The following is a 21033-nucleotide window of genomic DNA, read 5'->3' on the forward strand; positions in this document are numbered from 1 at the left end:
TAAGTGTCTCACCTGCCGGCCTGTCCCGCAGGAGTCTCGCATCTTCCACTACAATCACCTTTAACAGAAGGTTTTAAAGCTTTTCTGTCAGTGATTTATTTAGTAAAGAACAAAACAAAAGCGGGCCTTAGTGCTCGCTTTTTATACAAGAATTTGCTGCAAAGAGATTTAAATTACTACTTCATTGAATAGTTAATTGGAGCGGAAAGGCGAGACTCCTGCAGGATGAGTGGGACAGGTGAGACCGTTCAATGACGCAAAGCGGCGAATGGGCTCACCGCACACCCTGCGGAAAGCAAGCCTTGCAGCGGAAATTAACCTCCTTCAAAAGCAGTATTGCATACAAAACGTTAAACATTTGTTTAAAAGAAAGGCAGGAGAGACTATTGTTACAAAATGCTATAGTCATCGGATCTGGTGTGATGGGAAGAGGAATCGCCTATGTGAGCGCAGTTGGCGGTTTTGATGTTCAACTCGTTGATGTAAAAGAAGAACAACTTGAAAATGCAAAAAAAGAGATCGATTCTATTTTTTCAAAAGCAGTATCTCGCGGAAAGTTATCACAAAGTGCGGCTGAAGAAGCACAAGCAAGACTTTCGTATGCTACGAATCTCTCAGCGGCCGTTAGCGGTGCAGATTTAGTGATTGAAGCTGTTCCAGAAAACATAGAGATCAAGCGTGCTGTTTTTGAAGAACTAGACCGTTCAGCACCTGAACATTGTGTGCTTGCGACAAACACTTCTACGATGAGTCCGACAGAAATAGGTTCATTTACGAAACGTCCTGAAAAAGTAATCGCGATGCATTTCTTTAACCCAGTTCATAGAATGCCACTTGTCGAGATCGTACGCGGGCATGAAACAAACGATGAGACGGTTGAACTTGCCAAGGAAGCTGCTGTGAAGATGGGGAAAGAAACCGTAACCGTTAATGAGTTCCCAGGATTCGTTACAAGCCGGATTTCAGCTATGATTGGGAATGAAGCGTTCTATATGCTGCAAGAAGGCGTAGGAACGCCAGAAGACATCGATAAAGCGATTAAACTGGGCTTGAATTTTCCGATGGGACCTTTTGAACTTGGCGATTTAGTAGGTCTTGATACACGGTTGAATAATTTGAACTACCTTCATAAAACGTTAGGTGAAAAATATCGTCCGGCACCCCTTTTAGTGAAGTATGTAAAAGCGGGAAGACTTGGCCGAAAGTCAGGTAAAGGGGTATACGACTACACCACAGAAGATAGCGGGGTGAAAAAGTGATGAGAGAGGTCGTCATCGTTGATGCTGTTCGTACGCCTATAGGACGATACAAAGGTGGACTGAAAACGGTTCGCCCCGATGATCTAGGTGCAGTAGTAATCAAAGCGCTTGTGGAAAGAAACCCTGAACTTCCTGTCCACGAGATCGAAGAAGTGATATTCGGAAACGCAAACGGAGCAGGAGAAGATAATCGTAACGTGGCAAGAATGTCTGCTTTACTTGCTGGACTTCCTGTTGAAGTAGGTGGAACGACGATCAACCGTTTATGCGGATCTGGTATGGATGCGGTCATTTACGGTGCCAGAGCCATCTTGGCTGGTGAAGGAGATATCTTCATAGCGGGTGGAACGGAGAGTATGACACGTGCACCACTCGTAATAGGGAAACCTGAAGTCGACTATCCTCGTGGTGATATGAAAATGTTTGATACGACGATCGGATGGCGTTTTGTGAATCCGCTTCTGCATGAGAAATTCGGTACAGATTCTATGCCTGAAACAGCAGAGAACGTAGCGAAGAAATATGGAATTACAAGAGAAGAACAAGATAAATTCGCTTATGATTCACAGCAGAAAGCAAAAGAAGCTATCGGACAGAACCGTTTTAAAGAAGAAATCGTTCCTGTAAGAGTAGTAGACCGAAAAGGAAACGAAACGTGGGTTACAGAAGATGAACACCCGCGTCCTGAAACGTCACTCGAAAAGCTTGGTACGCTTAAACCGTTGTTTAAAAACGGAAGCGTAACCGCAGGAAACGCGTCTGGGGTCAACGATGGAGCTTCTGCCTTACTTTTGATGAGCCGTGAAAAAGCGGATCAGTTAGGATTAAAACCTCTGGCCCGTTATGTATCATCCGGTGTTGCAGGTCTTGAGCCCGCTATAATGGGTGTAGGCCCGATCGAAGCTTCCAAAAAAGCACTGAAGCGCGCAGGTCTCTCTATTGCTGACCTGGATTTGGTGGAGTTGAATGAAGCTTTTGCGTCACAATCGCTTGCCTGTATGAGAGAGCTTGGATTAGATTCTGGTAAAGTTAACGTAAACGGCGGTGCGATTGCGTTCGGCCATCCGCTAGGAGCAAGTGGTGCGCGTATTTTAACAACGCTTATTCATGAAATGAAAAAGCAGGGATCGCGCTACGGTCTAGCAACAATGTGTATCGGTGTGGGCCAAGGTATTGCTTCCGTAGTTGAAGCGATCAATGAATAGGAGGGTCATCTAACATGAGTGCTATTTTATACGAAGTAAAAGATTATGTTGCATATGTAACCTTAAACCGTCCAGAAGTTTTAAACTGCTTTAACTTTTCAACGTTAAAAGAGCTTGAAGAAGTCGTAGAAGACATTCATCACAACAATGATGTTCGCGTTGTGATCTTTACAGGTGCAGGGGAAAAAGCATTCAGTGCAGGAGCTGATCTAAAAGAACGCCGTACACTGAGTGAATCAGAAGTAAGAAGAAATGTACGTAAGATTCGCGATGTGTTCTCTGCTGTTGAAGCGTTGCCGCAGCCTACGATCTGTGCGATCAATGGCCATGCATTTGGAGGAGGCTTCGAATTAGCTCTTGCCTGTGATCTGCGGGTTTCTGTAAGAGAAGCGTCGATGGGTCTGACAGAACTTAGTTGGGCGATCATTCCTGGTGCGGGAGGAACTCAGCGTCTTCCGAGACTGATCGGTCAAGCGAAAGCGATGGAACTGATCTTAACAGCGAAAAAGATGATGGCCGAAGAAGCATTTTCATACGGCATCTTAAACCAAGTGACGTCAAGAGAAGAATTGATGGCGGTTTGTGAAAACTATGCTGGTCTTATCATGAAGAATGGACCAGTAGCCGTTCAGCAAGCAAAGTATGCAATCAAGCATGGAACGGAAGTGGATCTTCAGACAGGACTTGCGATTGAGGCGAAAGCGTACGAAGTGACGATTCCTACAAAAGATCGAATGGAAGCACTTGTTGCATTCGGAGAAAAAAGACCCCCAGTATTTAAGGGAGAGTAACTTGTTTCTGTCTCAATAATTCCACTATCATAGAGTGTAACTTTTTTGTACAATGATTTTCGACCAGGTTACAGATTTAATTCGATAATATAAGTGCAACGAAGTTCTGACGTGAAAGACTTGATGTCGGCTAAGTTTTCTTTATGGTAGGATTGTACAGACAATAACAGGTACAAATGAGGGTATGAACATGCAGAATAGTTTAAACACACGCTCCATGATATTCACTTTATACGGAGACTATATCCGGCATTATGGCAGTGAGATATGGATCGGCAGCTTGATTCGATTGTTAGAAGAGTTTGGTCACAACGAACAGGCCGTAAGAGCAGCGATTTCCAGAATGAATAAGCAAGGCTGGATCGCAGCTAGAAAACAAGGCAATAAAAGTTATTATTTTTTAACGGAGCGTGGAAAAAAGCGGATGGACGAAGCAGCCAAGAGAATTTTTAACGCGCAACAGGAACCGTGGAACGGCGAATGGATGATGTTCACCTATACGATTCCTGAAGAGAAAAGAAGCATTCGTGATGAGCTTCGAAAAGAACTGGTCTGGAGCGGATTTGGTCTACTCGCTAACAGCTTCTGGATCTCACCGCACGCATACTCTGAGCAGATTCAATCCATGATCGATAAATATGAGATCAAAGACTATGTTCATTCTTTTACAGCGGTCTACAATGGTCCGAATGAGAATGAAAAGCTAGTTTCTGAGTGTTGGGATCTGAATGACATTAACGAGAAATACAACGAGTTCATCGTAACGTATTCTCAAAAATATGTGATCCATAAGAATAAGATTGAAAAAGGTGAGATGACAGACGGAGAGTGCTTTGTAGAGCGTACAAAGCTTGTTCACGAATATCGTAAGTTCCTGTTTATCGATCCAGGTCTTCCGAAGGAGCTACTTCATGCAGAATGGCTAGGGGATCACGCAGCTTCGCTCTTTAGTGATTATTACCGAGCATTAGCAGGACCTGCAAGTCGTTTCTTTGAAAGCATCTATTCGGATGGAAACGATCTAAAGAAAGATTCAGAGTTTGATGCTCTTAATCATCCTCTTATTCAGGAGAACCGGTCATAAAACTATCTAGCTAGATTGGACAATTTTAAAAGCACTTTCGCAAGTTATCGTACGAAAGTGCTTTTCTACTATTCTTTTAATTCGTCACGGAACTGTTTCCCTTTTTCATAATACGTGTCGATCGTAAGCTGAATGAGCTTTAGATCATCGTCGTTCAGTTCGCGTATGATTTTACCCGGTGACCCCATGACCATGACACGCGGCGGTATTTTCTTGCCGGGAGGGATCAGTGTATTCGCACCGATGAAGGCTTGTTCACCAATTTCTACACCATCAAGAATGGTAGAACCCATACCAACGAGTGCGCCTTTTTTAATCGTACATCCGTGCAGGATGACGTTGTGACCGATCGACACCTCATCTTCTAGAATGAGGGGATATCCTTCATAGAGGTGTAGCGTGCAATTGTCTTGAACGTTAGTCTTTTTGCCGATGAAGATCGGTCCTTCATCACCTCGAAGAACGGAGTTAAACCAGACGCTAGCTCCTTCTTCTACAGTGACGTCGCCAATTAGGTGAACCCCAGGCGCGATAAAAGCGCTTTCATGAACATCTGGTGTTTTGCCATTAAACGTGTATTTCATTATGAGCCTCCCTCGTAACAGGTTATAGGTTCAGTATAACAAAGGTTAGAATGGGAAGTGGAGAAATTGAATCGCATCTGTGAATTGTTAAACATTCAGTATCCAATCCTTCAAGGCGGAATGGGAAATGTTAGTAATGCAGAACTAGCTTCTGCTATATCAAATGCAGGTGGGTTAGGCACAATCGGTGCTGGTACGATGTCACCTGAAGAGATAGAAAATTTGATAATTGCAACAAAGGGGATGACAGACAGTCCATTTGCTGTTAATGTACCTTTAACCGTTGCATCAAATGTAAAAGAAATTCTTAGACTTCTGATCAAACATAAAGTGGAAGTTGTTTCCTTATCTGCAGGCAATCCAGCTCCTTACATACCGAAACTAAAGGAACACGGCTTAAAGGTTATTTGTGTTGTGGCTTCTGTCTATCATGCTAAAAAAGCCGAAGCAGCAGGGGCAGATCTGCTAGTGGCTGAAGGCTATGAAGCAGCGGGACTTAACTCACCGTATGAGACAACGACAATGGTTCTGTTGCCGCAGGTATCCAAAAGCGTACAGATTCCTGTCATCGCTGCTGGAGGTATTGCTGATGGGAGCAGTATGGCAGCTGCATTTGCTCTTGGTGCCCAAGGTGTTCAGATGGGAACTCGATTCATTGCAACAAAGGAAGCGCCTTTTCATGAAAGATACAAAACTTCCTTAGTAGAGGCAGATGATACCAACACGTTAATCGTTGGCCGCTCAACAGGAAAGATCAGAAGAATTTATGATACACCTTATGCTCAAAAGTTAATTCAACTTGAAAAAAATGGCGTCTCACCTGAAGAGTTTATTACACACACCTCAGAAGATCATCATATTTTAGGAGCTGTAAAAGGGGACTTGGAGAACGGTTTTATTAATAGCGGTCAGATCGCGGGTGCGATTTCAGATGTGCCGAGCGTAAAAGATCTGCTAGAGACCATGATGAAAGAAGCAAGAGAAGCAGTAAGTATGTTAAACAATCGTTTCATCTAATTCAGTAGTTATAGTAACAGGAGGGTGTATGTAATTATGAATCAGCAAGACCAGTGGACGTCAAAGTTAGCCTTTATTCTAGCTGCAGCAGGATCAGCAATCGGACTCGGTGCGATTTGGAAATTCCCTTATGTCGCCGGTACTAGCGGCGGGGGAGCTTTTTTTATCCTCTTTTTGTTGTTTACGTTTCTAATCGGTTTTCCACTATTGATGGCTGAGTTTGTTATCGGCCGAGGAGCGCAAAAAGAGGCTGTTTCTGCTTATCGAAAGATCGCGCCAGGTTCTGCATGGCCTTGGTTAGGCAGAATGGGTGTAGCGACAGCATTTATCTTATTATCATTTTACAGTGTAATCGGTGGATGGATCGTACTCTACCTGGGTAAAAGTTTTTCCGGGGACTTCTTTAATCATGACTTTGGTCAAATGTTTGGCCAATCGATCTCTAGTACATGGCCGGTTTTGATCTCTCAGTTCATCTTTATGATGATCACGATTTTCGTTGTAAGTCGCGGGATTAAGAACGGTATCGAAAAAGCAAACCAAATTATGATGCCAGCTCTTTTTGTTTTGTTTGCTGTTTTGATTATTCGTTCATTAACGCTTGATAATGCGATGGAAGGCGTAAAGTTCTTCTTGTTTCCTGACTTTTCTAAGATCGGTGGAGACGATATCCTATTTGCATTAGGTCAGTCTTTCTTCTCATTAAGTGTAGGTATCTCTGTAATGGTAACGTACAGCTCTTATTTGAGTAAAAAAGAAAGTCTTACAAAATCAGCGACAACGATCGTATTACTGAACGTATTGATTTCCTTATTAGCAGGTTTAGCGATCTTCCCAGGTGTATTTTCATTAGGTCTAGAACCAACAGAAGGACCTGGATTGCTTTTCGTTGTACTTCCTGCCGTTTTTGATCAGATCGTTTTTGGACAGTTATTCTTTATCGTGTTCTTGGCATTGTTCTTGTTTGCGACCCTTACATCCGCTTTCTCGATGTTAGAGATCATCGTTGCATCAATCACAAAGGGTGAACTTAAGAACCGTGCAAAATGGTCATGGATCATTGGTATCCTTATCTTTGCATTCGGAGTACCATCTACTTTGTCTTATGGCGTATGGTCAGATTTCACGCTGTTTGATAAGATTATCTTTGATCAACTCGACTATTTAGTTAGTAACATCCTGCTTCCTTTAGGTGCGTTATTCATCGCGCTGTTTGTAGGCTATCGTTATCCTAGAGAGATGCTTCTTCAAGAGTTTAGAGCAGGTTCCTCTGTTTCGGTAAAAGGCTTTGCGCTATGGCTTATGCTGATCCGTTATGTTGTTCCTGTTGTAATCATCATCGTATTCGTTAACATGCTTGGACTTTTTTAAAAATATTCTTTTTTGCTAACGATAAAAAAGCTTCTTGTCTCAGAGATTTGTGCCTTTTGGGTATTTTCAAAGGCATCATTGACAAGTTGATTGGAGTGTAAGATGCGAGACTCCTGGGGGATCAGCGGGACAGGTGAGACACCTATGGGCGCAAAGTGCCGAGGTGGCTCACCGCACGCCCCCCGGAAAGCGAGCGTCTGAAACGGAGATCAACTACTTTCATATAAAGCAAAATACATGCTATAACAGACTTGAAGAAAAGCTAATAAAATGGGAAAGGCGCGGACCATAATTGGTTTTAGCGCCTTTTTTGTGTTAATAATAGAATTTGTGAAATACAGAAGTGAAGGGAAGAATGAATGATGTTGAAAGACAAGATTGCAGTAGTAACGGGAGCAACTCGCGGGTGTGGGAAAGCTATAGCAGAAAAGCTAGGAACATTAGGAGCAAAATTAGCGATCGTTGGTTCTTCTGATGGTATCTTCAAAACCGGAGAAGAGTTAAAAGCTAAAGGTTTCGATGTTCTTGCCATAAAAGCCGATGTGACAAATGAAGCGGACGTAGCAGAATTATTTAAACAAACGTTTGAAGCGTTTGGAAACATTGATATTCTAGTAAACAATGCTGGTATAGGACAGTTTAAATTAGCAGAAGAACATTCATTAGTAGACTTTCAAAAAATGTTTGAAGTCAACGTTCAAGGTGTATTCTTATGTAGTACAGCGGTTGTTCCACATATGAAAGAGAGAAAAGAGGGAACGATTATCACGATCTCATCAGATGTTGGTCGCAGAACGATTGCGAACGGCTCTGTCTATACAGCTACAAAGTACGCGGTTCAAGGATTTTCGGGGTCTCTAGCACAAGAACTTAGAGAATTTGGAGTACGAGTAGGTACTGTGAACCCAGGAGCGATCGATACGTACTTTGCTGATTCTGAACAAGGTCTTGATTTTAAAGAAGACTGGTTAAAAGTTGATGATATCGCAGAAGCTGTTGCTTACATGGCGAGCGCACCAAAGCATATGGTCGTTGATGAGATCATGCTTCACCCTCTTTCTCAGGAATATCCGAACGTATAATACGAGGAGGCGATCTGGATTGAAACTAGATCAGGAAGTGTTATCCATTGAAGGTTCAAAATCTGTTACATTTCATGAATTGTTTGGTGAAGATAAAACATTTGTGGTGTTAGTCAGACACCTTGGCTGACCATACTATCAAGAGTTCCTTGCGCAGTTGCGTGAGTCATTTGAGAAGTTTGAACGTTCAGATGTTAAGGTTGTAGCCGTGTCACCAGCTAATCGTGATCAAATCGAAGAGTTTTTGAATGTACATGGCCCATTTCCGTTTAAAATCTATGGTGATCCGGAGCTTGAGTTATACGAGGAGATGGGGAACCACCACATGACGACCGTGAAAAGCATGTTGTCTGTAGGGGCCGATCTCTTAAAAGGTGAAGTTAAGATAAGCGACATTGTGCCTAAAGATAAGAAGGAAAGAAAGCATTTTTTAAGCGCAGTGAAAAATCAAGATGTGAACATTCAAGGAAGTTCGTGGCTGTTTGATCGGAATGGAGATGTTATGTGGAAGCACGTGGATGACACTCCTGAAGATCATGCGAAAGTCGACGAAGTATTGGAGCAGTTGCGGAAATGATAAGAATAAAGCTGATATAGCAAATGCTATATCAGCTTTTTCATGGGGTAGGAAGCGTCCGCTAAGCTTAATCACATAAAAAACAGCATCGATCACATAAAAATGGTGATCAATCATATAAAAAAGATGACGAATCAAATAGAAATGATCATCAATCACATAAAAAGTGGAATAGCAGATTTTTATAATGCCTTATTTACACTGCCAGGCCTGCGGTTATCCTCCGACTTTATCCACGAACGTATTCCTCTGCCGGCAAACGGCTCGTCCTCAAATCGAGGGATGATATGAAAGTGAGCGTGAGGAATACTCTGTCCTCCTACTGTATTTACGTTCCAGCCCGTGCTGTAGCCATCAGGTGAAAATTCTGAGTCTAGCAATCTTTTTGCTTGCTGCATCAATTCATATGTATCTCTCCACTCTTTTTCACTTAAATCAAATACAGTCTGTTTATGAGCTTTTGGAATAATTAATCCCGCACCTTGTAAAATGTCCTGAGCTCTCGGACTCTGCAAAAAGTAGCAGCTCTCATTCTCAAACACTATTTTTTGTTCTGGAAAACTCATGGGATCACAAAATATACAATCATCCATTTAATTAAAACACCTCCAGAACCATTTTTGCACATTTTTCATATTTCTTACAAATCAAACAATTCTGGGGATTCATTGACCGGATATCACACAAAATGTTATGATTACGTTAAGAAAACGTTATATAAATTAGATGAAAGATATGAGGTGTGTGCATGAAATCAGGCATGAATGTTGGCCAAAGTGCGACCATCAAAGCTACCGTTACACCCGATATGTTTGCTCAATTTGAAGGAAAGCTTGTCCATCCAGCCTATTCAACGGTTAGCATGGTCTATCATATGGAATGGGCAGCGAGACAGGTTATATTGCCATATCTTGAAGAGCATGAAGAAGGAATCGGCGGAGGAGTTGCAGCCAAGCATATGGCTCCGACACCAGAAGGCGCTGAGCTTACTGTAACGGCAACGTTAAGAGAAGTAAAAGGTAAAGCTGTCATATGTGATGTGACCGTCTATAACGGTAAAGCAATAGCAGGTGAAGGAGAAGTAACACAATATATTCTGCCACGAGAAGCAATCTCACAAAAAATAAAAGAAATGAAGATTTAAATTTTTTTGTTCAATTATGAAAGCGCTTACACTTTAAAGCAGCAAAGCGAAAAAGAAATAGAGTAACGAGAGACACACTAGGGGGATTTACACATGTTTGAAAAAATATCACAGCATGAGCAAGTTGTTTTTTGTAACGATCCATCAACAGGTCTCAAAGCAATTATCGCTATACATAACACTACACTCGGCCCAGCACTCGGCGGATGCAGAATGAGACCGTACGGATCGGTGGATGAGGCACTTGAGGACGTTCTGAGACTGTCAAAAGGTATGACATACAAATGTGCAGGTGCAGATGTTGACTTCGGTGGGGGTAAATCGGTCATTATCGGAGACCCCACGACAGATCGTACACCAGAGTTGTTTCGTGCATTCGGACAGTTTGTAGATTCTTTAAACGGTCGCTTTTATACAGGAACGGATATGGGTACGACGCCTGATGATTTTGTTCACGCGTTAAAAGAAACGAATTGTATCGTCGGGGTACCCGAGGAATATGGCGGCAGCGGCGACTCTTCTGTTCCAACAGCACAAGGAGTTATCTATGGCCTTCAAGCTACGATTCAGACTCTCGAAGGTACAGATGAACTCGCAGGTAAGTCCTACTCGATACAAGGATTAGGAAAAGTAGGGTTTAAGGTCGCAGAGCAACTGCTCGCTGCCGGTGCGCAGATTTATGTAACGGATATTAACGAAAAAGCGTTAAAGATGATTCAAGAACGAGCAGAACTGCTGCCTGGAAATGTGGAGGTAGTCGAGGGAAGCGACATCTACGGGGTGGACGCTGACATCTTCATACCTTGCGCGTTAGGAGGAATCATTCACGACGAGACGATCGAACAGTTGAAAGTTAAAGCGATAGTTGGTAGTGCCAACAATCAGCTTTTAGAAGATAAACATGGGCTTTACCTGCAACAAAAAGGAATCCTATATGGTCCGGATTATATTGTGAACGCAGGAGGGCTCATTCAGGTAGCTGATGAGCTTTATGGACCGAATAAAGCTCGTGTATTAACAAAAACAAGAGCAATCTATGACAGTCTGATCCAGATCTATAGTGAGAGCACGAAAAAACAGATATCTACAATGGAAGCAGCAAATCTTTTCTGTGAGGAAAAACTTGCAGCTCGTTCGAAACGAAACAGCTTTTTCGCTCACAACCGAAGACCAAAATGGCAAGTTCGAAACTAAGGAGGGATTCTATCCATGGAAAAGTTATTTCCAAAGATGCAGATCATTAACGAGAACGGTGAGTGGAATGATGAAACATACCGCGGTGAGATCACAGAGGAATTAACGAAAGAGCTTTACACGAAGATGCTTCGTTCTAGACTTTTTGATCGTAAAGGGGTAAACCTGCAGCGTCAAGGACGAATTGGTACGTACGTTCCTTTTGAAGGGCAAGAAGCATCCCAGATTGGAAGCGCGATGGTGATGGGTGAGGGCGATTGGATGTTCCCGACTTATCGAGATCATGCGGCAACGATGACATTTGGTCATTCGCTAAAAACGCTTTTTCTTTATTGGAAAGGCCGTCAGGAAGGGTGTATCCCTCCAGAAGGGAAGAACATTTTTCCTCCAGCGGTTCCGATCGCATCACAGCTTCTTCATGCGACTGGGGCAGCTTGGGCTGAAAAGTTAAAAGGTACAGATCGTGCTTCAATCGTTTACTTTGGAGATGGAGCTACATCAGAAGGTGATTTTCATGAAGGGTTAAACTTTGCTAGCGTGTTTAACGCTCCAGTTGTTTTCTTTAATCAGAATAATGGGTTTGCCATTTCTGTGCCGATCGAAAAACAGATGAAAAGTAAAACGATCGCTCAAAAAGCAGTAGCGTATGAGATGGAAGGCGTTCGATTAGATGGTAATGATGTATTCGCCGTCTATTTCCACACACGTACAGCGGTCGAACGTGCTAGAAAAGGGGAAGGACCAACGTTGATTGAAGCTGTAACGTGGCGTTATGGAGCTCATACAACAGCAGATGATCCTTCGAAATATAGAAACCAAGAAGAATCTGTGAATCGTCGTGAAACGACAGATCCGATTCTTAGACTTGAGCGATTTATGAAGAACGAAAACATGTGGGATGAGAAATGGGCTCTAGACCTTCAAGAATCACTAACGCTTGAGATCGAGGCAGCAGTTAAAGAGATGGAAGAAGCACAAGCACCGCATTATAACGATGTGTTTGATCATGTGTTCGCAGAAAATCCGTGGCCGATCGAAAGCCAAAAAGAAGCATACGCTCATTCAAGGGGTGATCGCTAATGACAACGCTAGTTGATACGAAAAAATTAACGATGGTTCAAGCTGTAACAGACGGCATGAGAGTGATGATGAAAGAGCACGAGAACGTTATCGTGCTTGGTGAAGATGTTGGACAGAACGGCGGGGTGTTCCGTGCAACAGATGGTCTTGTTGCTGAATTTGGAGAGAAGCGAGTTATTGATACACCGCTTGCTGAATCTGGCATTATCGGTACATCGATCGGACTTGCGATGAACGGTTTTAAGCCGATCGCTGAGATGCAGTTTCTTGGTTTCATCTATCCTGCGTTCAATCAGATCATGACTCATGCGTCTCGAATCCGTGCGAGAACACTTGGACATTTTACAGTGCCAATGGTCATTCGGGCACCATTTGGAGCAGGCGTGCGTGCACCTGAAATCCATTCTGATTCTGTTGAAGCTTTATTTACGGGGATGCCAGGAATGAAGGTTGTTGTTCCATCTAATCCGTATGACGCAAAAGGAATGCTTGTTTCAGCGATTGAAGATCCTGACCCAGTCCTATTTCTAGAACCGATGCGCTGTTACAGAAGTACAAAGATGGATGTACCTGAAGGAAAGTACAATGTTCCACTCGGGAAAGCTGCTCGTCTACAAGAGGGAAGCGATGTAACAATTTTTGCTTATGGTGCGATGATCGAAGTTGTAATGAAAGCTGCAAAGACTGCAGAAGAAAAAGGGATCAAGTGTGACGTGATTGACCTTCGTTCACTCTATCCGTTAGATAGAGAAATGATCGCTGAAAGTGTACAAAAAACGGGTCGTGCCGTCATTGTTCACGAAGCACCGGGAACAGGTGGGCTGGGAGAAACGATCATGTCATTGATCAATGATACATCTTTCCTTTATATGAAAGCGCCGATCGAACGAGTAACAGGTTTTGATACTCCGGTGCCAATGTTTGCACTAGAAGATCATTATTTGCCAAGTGCAGATCGTGTTGTTCAAGCGATTGAAAAAGTAACGCAATTTTAGGAGGTGAGTGTGAGTGGTAGAAGTTAAATTGCATGATATCGGTGAAGGTATGCATGAAGGAGAAGTTATACACTTTTTCGTAAAAGCCGGAGACTCCGTTAAAGTTGATCAGCCTTTAGTAGAGGTTCAAACGGATAAAGTAACGGCCGAACTTCCTTCACCAGCAGCCGGAACGATTAAAGACATCAAGGTAAAAGAGGGGGATGTAGTGACTGTCGGATCTGTCATCTTAACGATTGATGCTGCATCTGCGCCATCTTCTCAAAAAGGAGAAGAAGCTCTAGAAAGTAAAGATCAGCCGGTCGTTGAAAAAATCGTTAAAGCACCAAGTCACACTGCCTTTTCGGGCGGAATCGCAACACTGAACAAACGTGTTCTAGCTGCTCCATATACGAGAAAAATTGCGCGTGAGAACGGTGTGGATATCGAACAGATAGTGGGTACAGGATCTGGTGGACGAGTGACAGATCAAGACGTTTATAACTTTATGGATCAGCCTGCTAAAGCAGCAGAAACAGAGGAAACACCAGTTGGTTCTTTGCAAGCAAAAGCGACTGCTTCAACTCAAGTGTTTTCAACAAGTGACCCGGAAGAAATTCCTTTTAAAGGACGCAGGAAGCAGATCGCGAAGAAAATGGTTCAATCTCTTGCGACGATTCCGCATGTTACTCATTTTGAAGAGATCGATGTTACAGCTGTCATGGATCTGAAGAAACAGCTTAAAGCGATGGACCCAGATAACAAGCGTGGCATGAACGTGTCTGTTGCAGCGTTGTTCGTAAAAGCGATTCAGATCGCATTAAAAGATTTCCCGATTTTTAACGCAAAGCTGGATGAAGAAAAGGAAGTTATTCGTCTTGAGAAAAACGTAAATATCGGCATCGCCACAGACTCTGATGAAGGCTTGATCGTACCGGTGATTCAAAAAGTGGAACAGAGAAATATACGAGACATCGCGGTTGACATGAAAGACAAGATCACACGTGCAAAGACGAACAAGCTGAAAAGTTCTGACTTAACAGGAAGCACGTTTACGATCTCAAACGTTGGTCCGCTCGGCTCGATCGCAGCAACACCGATCATCAACCATCCTGAAGTTGCGCTTATGGCTTTTCATAAAACAAAGAAGACGCCTGTTGTGATCGGAGATGAGATCGTGATCCGTTCTATGATGAACGTATCTATGTCGTTTGACCATCGAGTGGCAGACGGTGCAACGGCTGTCATGTTCACGAACCGCGTAAAAGAACTCATCGAGAATCCTTACTTCATGACACTGGAGCTGATATAGATGGTTGTAGGTGATTTTGCAACAAAACGACAACTGGTTATTATCGGAGGCGGACCTGGCGGATACCATGCCGCAATCCGTGCGGCACAGCTTGGAATGGAAGTTACGCTGATCGAAAAAGCAAAGTTGGGCGGCGTTTGCCTTCATAAAGGATGTATTCCTTCAAAGAGCCTTACACAGTCTGCTTCTAACTTTTCAAACCTTTCTCAGTTTAAAAATATGGGGATTTCAGTTTCAGAAGCAAGTTTTGAATATGATACATTCTCAAACTACTATTCTTCGGTCGTAGATGGACTTCAAAAGGGAGTAGAAGCCCTGATAAAAGCAAACAAAGTCGAGCATTTAACAGGTACAGCATCTTTTATGTCCGGTGAGAGAATAGGTATCGATTCTGGTCATCATTTTGAGATGTATGAATTTGAGCATGCGCTCATCGCGACAGGAAGTTCACCATTATTGCCAGAACAGGCAAAGCTATCACATAGAATCATGACACCCCATACGTTATGGGAGTTGAGTGAGCTTCCTGAAAGTCTATTCATCTATGGTGATGATTATTTCGCGCTAGAAGCAGCCATGGCTTATAGACAGCTTGGGAGTGATGTTACGTTAGCCATACCCCGTAATGGTTTTGGTCTTGATGCTAGCATTGAAAAAGAACTGCAGCGTGTACTAAAGAAAAATAAGATAAAAGTGTTTAAGAATCATCTCTGGGAAAGTGCTGAAGAGATGGCTGATTCAGTAACCGTATCGTTGAAAAAAGACGGTGATGAAAAAGTTTCTGTCGAGACGTCTCATGTGTTGTTTGCCGCTGGCTATTCGCCAAATGTGGAGGGGCTTGGACTTGAAGCGATCTCGATCGAACGTGACCAGAGCGGTTTTATTATCGTAAACGAGCATAGCCAAAGTTCTGTTTCTAACATTTACGCTGCTGGTGACTGCACGATTGGGATGAAGTTAGCGTCAAAAGCGATCAAACAAGGAAAGACGGCAGCTGAACATATGGCGGGAATGCAGTCTGCGTTCAATTTAAGCCTGGTTCCTTATGTCGTTCATACGAATCCGCCGATCGCTTCAGTTGGTCTGACAGAAGAGCAAGCTTTAGCTGAGGGCTATGTAGTGAAGACGGGGCAATTTTCAATGAGCGGCAATGGGTTTGCTTCCATCCTAGGTCAAAAAGAAGGATTGTCCAAGATGGTGATGGATGCGAAGAGTGATGTTGTTCTTGGCATTCATATGATGGGAGCTGGCGCTATCGAAATGATTCAAGCCGGAACATTTGCACTTGAGATGGTTGCGCGTGAAGAAGATTTGGCTTACCCGGTTTATGCGCATCCAGCTTTGAACGAAGCATGGCTTGAAGCGATCGAAAGCGCGAGCGGTAAAGCGATTCATGTACCGCCAGCTCGCAAAAAAGAGAAAAGCTCTGTATGATTGTTATGATGATGTGAAAAAAACGGTCTTGTGGGCCGTTTTTTTGTTGGGTTTGAGGGTATATGGCTGTCTGCAGTTTGTCGAGTTATGTCATCTCGCTGATAAATGATCAAAACTCGCCGGATTATCGCCCAAACTCGCTGGAATTAGTCCGGAATTTCTAGGATTAATTCCTGAATTTCTAGAATTAGCTATGCTTATACCCCTGCTGGTATCAGTAGGAAATTCTTTCGATCACTGAAATGACGTTTATTTAGCTATTAGAGGAATCACCTCAAGCAAAAACGTTCAAAATGTGATATTCAATCAGAATAAACAAACAATTATCACTCACATGCCATTTTCTTTTTTGGGCTACATATATTAAAATGGCGATAAGATAACATCCGCTATAGAAAAGCACGGCGGATATAAAAGAAGTGAGGAATGCTGTTTGAAGAAGTTAGTTTTAACTGGCGGTGGTTCAGCTGGACACGTAACACCGCATCTTGCCTTAATACCTAAATTGGAGAAGATGGGATGGGACTTGAATTACATCGGTTCTGTTGATGGTATCGAAAAAAGTTTGATTCAAGATGGTACGAACGTGCCCTATCATGGTATATCTAGCGGGAAATTGCGTCGTTATTTTGACTTGAAAAATATAAAAGATCCTTTTAAAGTGGCAGCAGGTATTGCACAGGCTTATTTGAAGCTCGGAAAATTAAAGCCAGATGCTGTTTTCTCAAAAGGAGGCTTCGTGGCTGTACCTGTGGTTATCGCAGCATGGATGCGAAAGATTCCTGTTTATATCCATGAATCAGATATTACGCCAGGTCTGGCTAACAAAATCTCAGCTAAGTTTGCTTCTAAGATTTTTGTAACGTTCGATGAAGCAAAGAAACATTTTGCAGCAGGGCAAGCGATTGTGACCGGTTCACCAATTCGCGATGAACTGCTTCAAGGTTCAAGAGAGAAAGGTTTGTCTTTCTTAGGCTTCCGAAGCCATCTCCCTGTACTCACAATAATGGGTGGGAGCTTAGGTGCACGTAAGATCAATGAAGCTCTTCGAGAAGCACTGCCTGAATTGTTACGTTCTTATCAGATCGTACACATCTGTGGAAAGGGCAACGTAGACGAGAGTTTGAAAAATACAGAAGGCTACAGACAGTTTGAGTATATTCAAAGTGAACTTCCGGATGTGGTTGCAGCAACAGACTTCGTGATTTCTCGTGCTGGATCGAACAGTATCTTTGAGTGGCTGACGCTTAAGATACCGATGTTGCTTATCCCGCTTTCAAGAGCGGCGAGCAGAGGAGATCAGATCCTTAATGCGCAATCCTTTGAAAAACAGGGATTTTGCCACGTTCTTTATGAAGAAGAACTTACAAAAGTAACATTGATCACTTCTTTAAAAGATCTGAAAGATGATCAAGAGCAGATGAAGAAAAACATGGACACATTTAAAGCTTCTGATAGTGTAGACCTTATTCTACGCACGATCACAGGACAGAAATAATGATAAGGGGTCTGTCCCGGGGACAGACCCCTTACAATTTAATAGATTCCACATCATATAAAACGGAGATGAAAAAAGATGATGCCAAGCCCTGCCGTACATAGAGAAGAAACACCTGCATACTGGAAGAAAGGTGTTCAAGCTGGTTTGCCGATCGCGATTGGCTATATGCCAGTTGCTTTTACATTTGGTCTGCTCGCTAAAGCTGCAGAGTTAAGTCTTTTTGAAACGATAGGCATGAGTGTTATCGTGTTTGCTGGTGCTTCGCAATACATCGCCTTATCGATGATTGTGGCAATGAGTGGTGCTGCAGAACTAATCCTGACCACTTTCATTATGAACATTAGGCATCTTCTGATGAGTGCGTCTCTAAAGGAGCGTGCTGAGGATGACCCTAAATGGCTGCGTGCGATCTACGCTTTTTTCATTACGGATGAGACTTTTTCTGTTGCTGCGACCTCACCCGAAAAAAAAATCACAGGAAGCTATTTGCTTGGATTGGGAATCGTTGCATATAGCTGTTGGGTAATCTTTTCAGGGGTAGGTTATGTGATGGGATCGGGACTTCCACAATCGCTGCAGGACAGTATGGGTATCGCGCTTTATGCGATGTTTATCGCACTACTCGTACCTGCTGCCAAAAAGAGCAAGAAAGTCATTGCTCTTGCCTCAAGTGCAGCGGTATTAAATTCAATCTTCTCTTTCGTTCCCACTTTAAAAGGTGGATGGGGAATTATTCTATCTACTTTAATCGCTGCCGTTTCAATCGAGTTTTTTATGAAGGGGGATGAGAGGGATGAGTGAACAATTAATGTGGGTAATTGTCGGGATGGGAATTGTAACCTATATTCCTAGGATGTTGCCGCTCGTTCTCTTTCATACGAACCATCTCCATCCAAAGATACAGGGGATATTGAAGAACGTTCCTTTTGCTATATTAGGTGCTCTCATTTTTCCAGGTGTGTTAACCATTAATCCAGAAAATTATCTATATGGAGGAATAGGCGCTGCAGCAGCATTTATCGCCGCTTGGTTGAACTTAAATGTAATCGTGGTCGTGCTATCTTCAATCTTCGTTTTGTACGGTTATACGTTCTTGTAGGATATTGTCATAATTTACTTTGTGAATATTACACCTTATGAATTGATTTGTTGAAAAGGTGGGCGTATAATCACAAATAAAAGGAGGAGATACAAGATGCCTCATTTCGTTCGTTTTGTACTAATCGGTTTATTTTCCGTTTCAGCTTTATCTGTACTCTCTTTTCAAGCAGTTGAGATTTTCCATGCTGTAACGGACGTTGTACAATCTTTTATCTATAAAGATTAATAATTTGTAAAATCAGAGAGCTATCTATAGCTCTTTTTTTTGTTACCTGATAAGCTTCAAATAATGATTAACAAGCTTTCAATTATGGGTACACTTACTAATGGACTAAGCAATAAAGGATGATTTAGATGAAATTAATCGCAATTGATATGGATGGAACTCTAGTTAATAGACAGTTAAAAGTCACAAAAGAGAACAGCGAAACCATTAAAAAAGCTGTAAACGATGGCCATCATGTTGTAATCGCTACAGGTCGCTCTTATGATGAAGCCAAACACACGCTAGAAGATGCAGATCTTCATCTGCCGCTTATTTGTGTGAATGGTGCAGAGATTCGATCAGAAGGGTGGGAGATTCTCTCTTCCATTCCTTTAACGTTTGAGCAGTACGAGGATATCAAAAAAATTCTGGACGAAGAAGATATTTATTATGAACTCTACACAAGCAAAGGAACATTTACAGATAATCGTGAAAAAGCTTACGAAGTGATGAAAGATATCGTATTAACTTCCAATCCAGAAGCTACAGATGACGACGTTCAAAAAGCGGCTCTTCGTCGTTTCCGATTAGGATTAGTGAGTGTTGTTGGAGATTTTGATAAACTTTTAAGTGAGAATGGTATTGAGGTTTATAAATTCCTTGCCTTTTCAAGTGATACAGCAAAACTTCAACGTGCTTTTCAGCATTTAAAAGGTGTTGATTCTCTCGCAGTCAGTGCTTCTGCTGATAACAACTTAGAGATTACCAACAGTGAAGCACAAAAAGGTGTGGCGGTTCAACGGTATGCTGAGCTTAAAGGAATCTCTTTAAAAGACACGATGGCAATTGGTGATAACTATAATGATGTTTCCATGTTAGAAGTGGCAGGTTTTCCTGTAGCGATGGGAAATGCTGTTGATGAGGTAAAAGAGATGGCCTCATTTGTTACGAAAGAAAATGACGAGAGTGGTGTCTCGTTTGCAATCAAGAAATTCTTAGAACAAAAATAATAACACTTACAAAAGCTGGTTCGAACATTTCGGACAAGCTTTTTTAGTATACAAAAACTTCACATGTGATTTACAGAAATGCCAAAGCAGGTTCACATTCCCTTGTTACAGTGACAAAGTAGTTCACTTACAACAAAGGGAGAGTGCAACATGATGAAGAAAGTATTAAAAACGGGTATAGGAGCTTTAGCACTAAGTCTTACATTGATGGGGGCTGATAGTTCAATGGTTGATGCAAAAGAAAAGCATAAAGACATCTTAAATGTTGCACATCGCGGAGCTTCTGGTTATGCACCAGAACACACGATCACTTCTTATAAGATGGGTGAAAGAATGCATGGAGACTACATTGAAGTTGATCTTCAAATGACAAAAGATGGCGCGTTGATCGCTATGCATGACGAGACGTTAGATCGTACAACGAACGGAACTGGTCTAGTTAAAGATCATACTCTGGAAGAGATCAAAGAGCTTGATGCAGGTAGCTGGTTCAATGAGCAATACCCGGAGCATGCAAAAGCAAAATACGAAGGACTTCAAGTACCAACATTGAAAGAAGTATTTGAGGCGTTTGGGAAGAATGCAAACTATTATATTGAAACAAAATCACCTGAAGTTTATCCGGGTATGGAACAAAAGCTTCTTGATGAAGTAAATGAGTACGGAATTAATAAAGATAAGCTGTTGGTTCAATCATTCAGCTCTGAAAGTCTATTAAAGATGAACAAGCTCGATCCGACTGTGAACCTTGTTCAGCTTTTAGAATATACAACTCCTGCTAAGTTAAGTGATGCAGAAGTGCAATCCATCAAACAATATGCGATGGGAATCGGGCCAAACAGCGATATGATCGACCGCGAGTATGTACAAAAAGTGGTTCAGAACGGTCTCGAGATCCATCCGTATACTGTAAATGAAAAAGAAGAAATGCAGAAACTGATCGACTGGGGTGTAACAGGTATTTTCACAAACTTCCCTGATCTTCTGCATGAAGTGAAAAAAGGTAAATAACGAAGAAAAGCAGCTGACATTGTGATATGCTCCCCTTTAGGTAGACAGATGAAATAAAAAATCTGTTTATCTTAAGGGGAGTTTTTTTATGGGGTAT

22 protein-coding genes are annotated in these 21033 nt (G+C 42.3%); 20 read left to right on the plus strand and 2 right to left on the minus strand.

The features are described from left to right. Positions 1-386 precede the first annotated feature (386 nt). From H9648_RS15975 to paaX, 4 genes are all read left to right on the plus strand, one after another. Positions 387-1259, plus strand: coding sequence for a 3-hydroxyacyl-CoA dehydrogenase (locus H9648_RS15975; RefSeq protein WP_191754811.1), 873 nt, complete (start codon positions 387-389; stop codon positions 1257-1259). Then, the gene (locus tag H9648_RS15980) at positions 1259-2464 is read left to right on the plus strand and encodes a thiolase family protein (RefSeq protein ID WP_191754812.1); all 1206 of its coding nucleotides are present in this window, start codon (positions 1259-1261) and stop codon (positions 2462-2464) included. The genes H9648_RS15975 and H9648_RS15980 overlap by 1 nt, the downstream gene beginning before the upstream one ends. A gap of 14 nt (positions 2465-2478) precedes the next feature. Continuing rightward, the gene (locus H9648_RS15985; protein ID WP_066391454.1) at positions 2479-3255 is read left to right on the plus strand and encodes an enoyl-CoA hydratase-related protein; all 777 of its coding nucleotides are present in this window, start codon (positions 2479-2481) and stop codon (positions 3253-3255) included. A 190-nt stretch (positions 3256-3445) separates the two neighbouring features. Continuing rightward, entirely contained in the window at positions 3446-4339 is an 894-nt protein-coding gene (gene paaX / locus H9648_RS15990) for a phenylacetic acid degradation operon negative regulatory protein PaaX (RefSeq protein WP_191754813.1), read from the plus strand. Between the two features lie 68 nt (positions 4340-4407). Here paaX and H9648_RS15995 read toward each other — a convergent pair whose 3' ends face one another. After that, positions 4408-4923 (minus strand): gamma carbonic anhydrase family protein, encoded by a 516-nt coding sequence (locus tag H9648_RS15995; RefSeq protein ID WP_191754814.1) that lies wholly within the window; start codon positions 4921-4923, stop codon positions 4408-4410. Between the two features lie 66 nt (positions 4924-4989). Here H9648_RS15995 and H9648_RS16000 point away from each other — a divergent pair, with 66 nt between their 5' ends. From H9648_RS16000 to H9648_RS16015, 4 genes are all read left to right on the plus strand, one after another. Continuing rightward, on the plus strand, positions 4990-5940 hold the full coding sequence (locus H9648_RS16000; protein ID WP_191754815.1) for an NAD(P)H-dependent flavin oxidoreductase: 951 nt from the start codon (positions 4990-4992) through the stop codon (positions 5938-5940). Positions 5941-5976: 36 nt separating this feature from the next. Beyond that, positions 5977-7311 (plus strand): sodium-dependent transporter, encoded by a 1335-nt coding sequence (locus H9648_RS16005; RefSeq protein ID WP_191754816.1) that lies wholly within the window; start codon positions 5977-5979, stop codon positions 7309-7311. A 362-nt stretch (positions 7312-7673) separates the two neighbouring features. After that, a complete protein-coding gene (locus H9648_RS16010; RefSeq protein WP_191754838.1) occupies positions 7674-8393 on the plus strand; it encodes an SDR family oxidoreductase in 720 nt (239 codons plus the stop codon). Between the two features lie 157 nt (positions 8394-8550). Continuing rightward, complete coding sequence (locus tag H9648_RS16015) at positions 8551-8970, plus strand: AhpC/TSA family protein (RefSeq protein WP_191754817.1); 420 nt, start codon at positions 8551-8553, stop codon at positions 8968-8970. Positions 8971-9152: 182 nt separating this feature from the next. Here the strand turns inward: H9648_RS16015 and H9648_RS16020 are convergent, their stop codons facing one another. Beyond that, the gene (locus tag H9648_RS16020) at positions 9153-9563 is read right to left on the minus strand and encodes an HIT family protein (RefSeq protein WP_191754818.1); all 411 of its coding nucleotides are present in this window, start codon (positions 9561-9563) and stop codon (positions 9153-9155) included. Positions 9564-9718: 155 nt separating this feature from the next. Between H9648_RS16020 and H9648_RS16025 the strand changes: the two genes are divergently transcribed. From H9648_RS16025 to H9648_RS16075, 12 genes are all read left to right on the plus strand, one after another. Continuing rightward, positions 9719-10114, plus strand: coding sequence for a thioesterase family protein (locus tag H9648_RS16025; RefSeq protein ID WP_191754819.1), 396 nt, complete (start codon positions 9719-9721; stop codon positions 10112-10114). A gap of 93 nt (positions 10115-10207) precedes the next feature. Then, positions 10208-11308 carry a Leu/Phe/Val dehydrogenase gene (locus tag H9648_RS16030; RefSeq protein ID WP_191754820.1) on the plus strand — a complete coding sequence of 367 codons (1101 nt, stop codon included), beginning with the start codon at positions 10208-10210 and terminating at the stop codon, positions 11306-11308. 15 nt (positions 11309-11323) lie between these two features. Next, positions 11324-12388: a pyruvate dehydrogenase (acetyl-transferring) E1 component subunit alpha gene (pdhA, locus tag H9648_RS16035; protein ID WP_191754821.1), complete on the plus strand. Its 1065-nt coding sequence runs from the start codon at positions 11324-11326 to the stop codon at positions 12386-12388. Further along, complete coding sequence (locus H9648_RS16040; protein ID WP_191754822.1) at positions 12388-13383, plus strand: alpha-ketoacid dehydrogenase subunit beta; 996 nt, start codon at positions 12388-12390, stop codon at positions 13381-13383. Before pdhA ends, H9648_RS16040 begins: the two co-directional genes overlap by 1 nt. A gap of 13 nt (positions 13384-13396) precedes the next feature. Next, positions 13397-14674 (plus strand): dihydrolipoamide acetyltransferase family protein, encoded by a 1278-nt coding sequence (locus tag H9648_RS16045; RefSeq protein WP_191754823.1) that lies wholly within the window; start codon positions 13397-13399, stop codon positions 14672-14674. Continuing rightward, positions 14675-16108, plus strand: coding sequence for a dihydrolipoyl dehydrogenase (gene lpdA, locus H9648_RS16050; RefSeq protein ID WP_191754824.1), 1434 nt, complete (start codon positions 14675-14677; stop codon positions 16106-16108). It abuts the gene before it with no gap. Positions 16109-16541: 433 nt separating this feature from the next. Then, positions 16542-17606: an undecaprenyldiphospho-muramoylpentapeptide beta-N-acetylglucosaminyltransferase gene (locus H9648_RS16055; protein WP_191754825.1), complete on the plus strand. Its 1065-nt coding sequence runs from the start codon at positions 16542-16544 to the stop codon at positions 17604-17606. Positions 17607-17684: 78 nt separating this feature from the next. Further along, positions 17685-18410: an AzlC family ABC transporter permease gene (locus tag H9648_RS16060; protein ID WP_404825760.1), complete on the plus strand. Its 726-nt coding sequence runs from the start codon at positions 17685-17687 to the stop codon at positions 18408-18410. Further along, positions 18403-18708 (plus strand): AzlD domain-containing protein, encoded by a 306-nt coding sequence (locus H9648_RS16065; protein ID WP_191754826.1) that lies wholly within the window; start codon positions 18403-18405, stop codon positions 18706-18708. The genes H9648_RS16060 and H9648_RS16065 overlap by 8 nt, the downstream gene beginning before the upstream one ends. A gap of 96 nt (positions 18709-18804) precedes the next feature. After that, positions 18805-18936 (plus strand): hypothetical protein, encoded by a 132-nt coding sequence (locus H9648_RS20905; protein ID WP_263600344.1) that lies wholly within the window; start codon positions 18805-18807, stop codon positions 18934-18936. A gap of 128 nt (positions 18937-19064) precedes the next feature. Further along, on the plus strand, positions 19065-19925 hold the full coding sequence (locus H9648_RS16070; protein WP_191754827.1) for a Cof-type HAD-IIB family hydrolase: 861 nt from the start codon (positions 19065-19067) through the stop codon (positions 19923-19925). 207 nt (positions 19926-20132) lie between these two features. Beyond that, entirely contained in the window at positions 20133-20936 is an 804-nt protein-coding gene (locus tag H9648_RS16075; RefSeq protein WP_225218944.1) for a glycerophosphodiester phosphodiesterase, read from the plus strand. Positions 20937-21033 lie beyond the last annotated feature (97 nt).

It is taken from the genome of Fictibacillus norfolkensis (assembly GCF_014836645.1).
GTDB classification, from domain to species: domain Bacteria; phylum Bacillota; class Bacilli; order Bacillales; family Fictibacillaceae; genus Fictibacillus; species Fictibacillus norfolkensis.

Bases quoted from the DNA above. Each gene is read 5' to 3' on its own strand.
- H9648_RS16065 (WP_191754826.1), top strand. From the start codon at position 18,403: ATGAGTGAACAATTAATGTGGGTAATTGTCGGGATGGGAATTGTAACC.
- H9648_RS16060 (WP_404825760.1), top strand. From the start codon at position 17,685: ATGATGCCAAGCCCTGCCGTACATAGAGAAGAAACACCTGCATACTGG.
- H9648_RS15995 (WP_191754814.1), bottom strand. From the start codon at position 4,923: ATGAAATACACGTTTAATGGCAAAACACCAGATGTTCATGAAAGCGCT.
- lpdA (WP_191754824.1), top strand. From the start codon at position 14,675: ATGGTTGTAGGTGATTTTGCAACAAAACGACAACTGGTTATTATCGGA.
- H9648_RS16040 (WP_191754822.1), top strand. From the start codon at position 12,388: ATGACAACGCTAGTTGATACGAAAAAATTAACGATGGTTCAAGCTGTA.
- H9648_RS15980 (WP_191754812.1), top strand. From the start codon at position 1,259: ATGAGAGAGGTCGTCATCGTTGATGCTGTTCGTACGCCTATAGGACGA.
- H9648_RS16070 (WP_191754827.1), top strand. From the start codon at position 19,065: ATGAAATTAATCGCAATTGATATGGATGGAACTCTAGTTAATAGACAG.
- H9648_RS16030 (WP_191754820.1), top strand. From the start codon at position 10,208: ATGTTTGAAAAAATATCACAGCATGAGCAAGTTGTTTTTTGTAACGAT.
- H9648_RS16075 (WP_225218944.1), top strand. From the start codon at position 20,133: ATGGGGGCTGATAGTTCAATGGTTGATGCAAAAGAAAAGCATAAAGAC.
- H9648_RS16010 (WP_191754838.1), top strand. From the start codon at position 7,674: ATGTTGAAAGACAAGATTGCAGTAGTAACGGGAGCAACTCGCGGGTGT.
- H9648_RS16020 (WP_191754818.1), bottom strand. From the start codon at position 9,563: ATGGATGATTGTATATTTTGTGATCCCATGAGTTTTCCAGAACAAAAA.
- H9648_RS16005 (WP_191754816.1), top strand. From the start codon at position 5,977: ATGAATCAGCAAGACCAGTGGACGTCAAAGTTAGCCTTTATTCTAGCT.
- pdhA (WP_191754821.1), top strand. From the start codon at position 11,324: ATGGAAAAGTTATTTCCAAAGATGCAGATCATTAACGAGAACGGTGAG.
- H9648_RS20905 (WP_263600344.1), top strand. From the start codon at position 18,805: ATGCCTCATTTCGTTCGTTTTGTACTAATCGGTTTATTTTCCGTTTCA.
- paaX (WP_191754813.1), top strand. From the start codon at position 3,446: ATGCAGAATAGTTTAAACACACGCTCCATGATATTCACTTTATACGGA.
- H9648_RS15985 (WP_066391454.1), top strand. From the start codon at position 2,479: ATGAGTGCTATTTTATACGAAGTAAAAGATTATGTTGCATATGTAACC.
- H9648_RS16025 (WP_191754819.1), top strand. From the start codon at position 9,719: ATGAAATCAGGCATGAATGTTGGCCAAAGTGCGACCATCAAAGCTACC.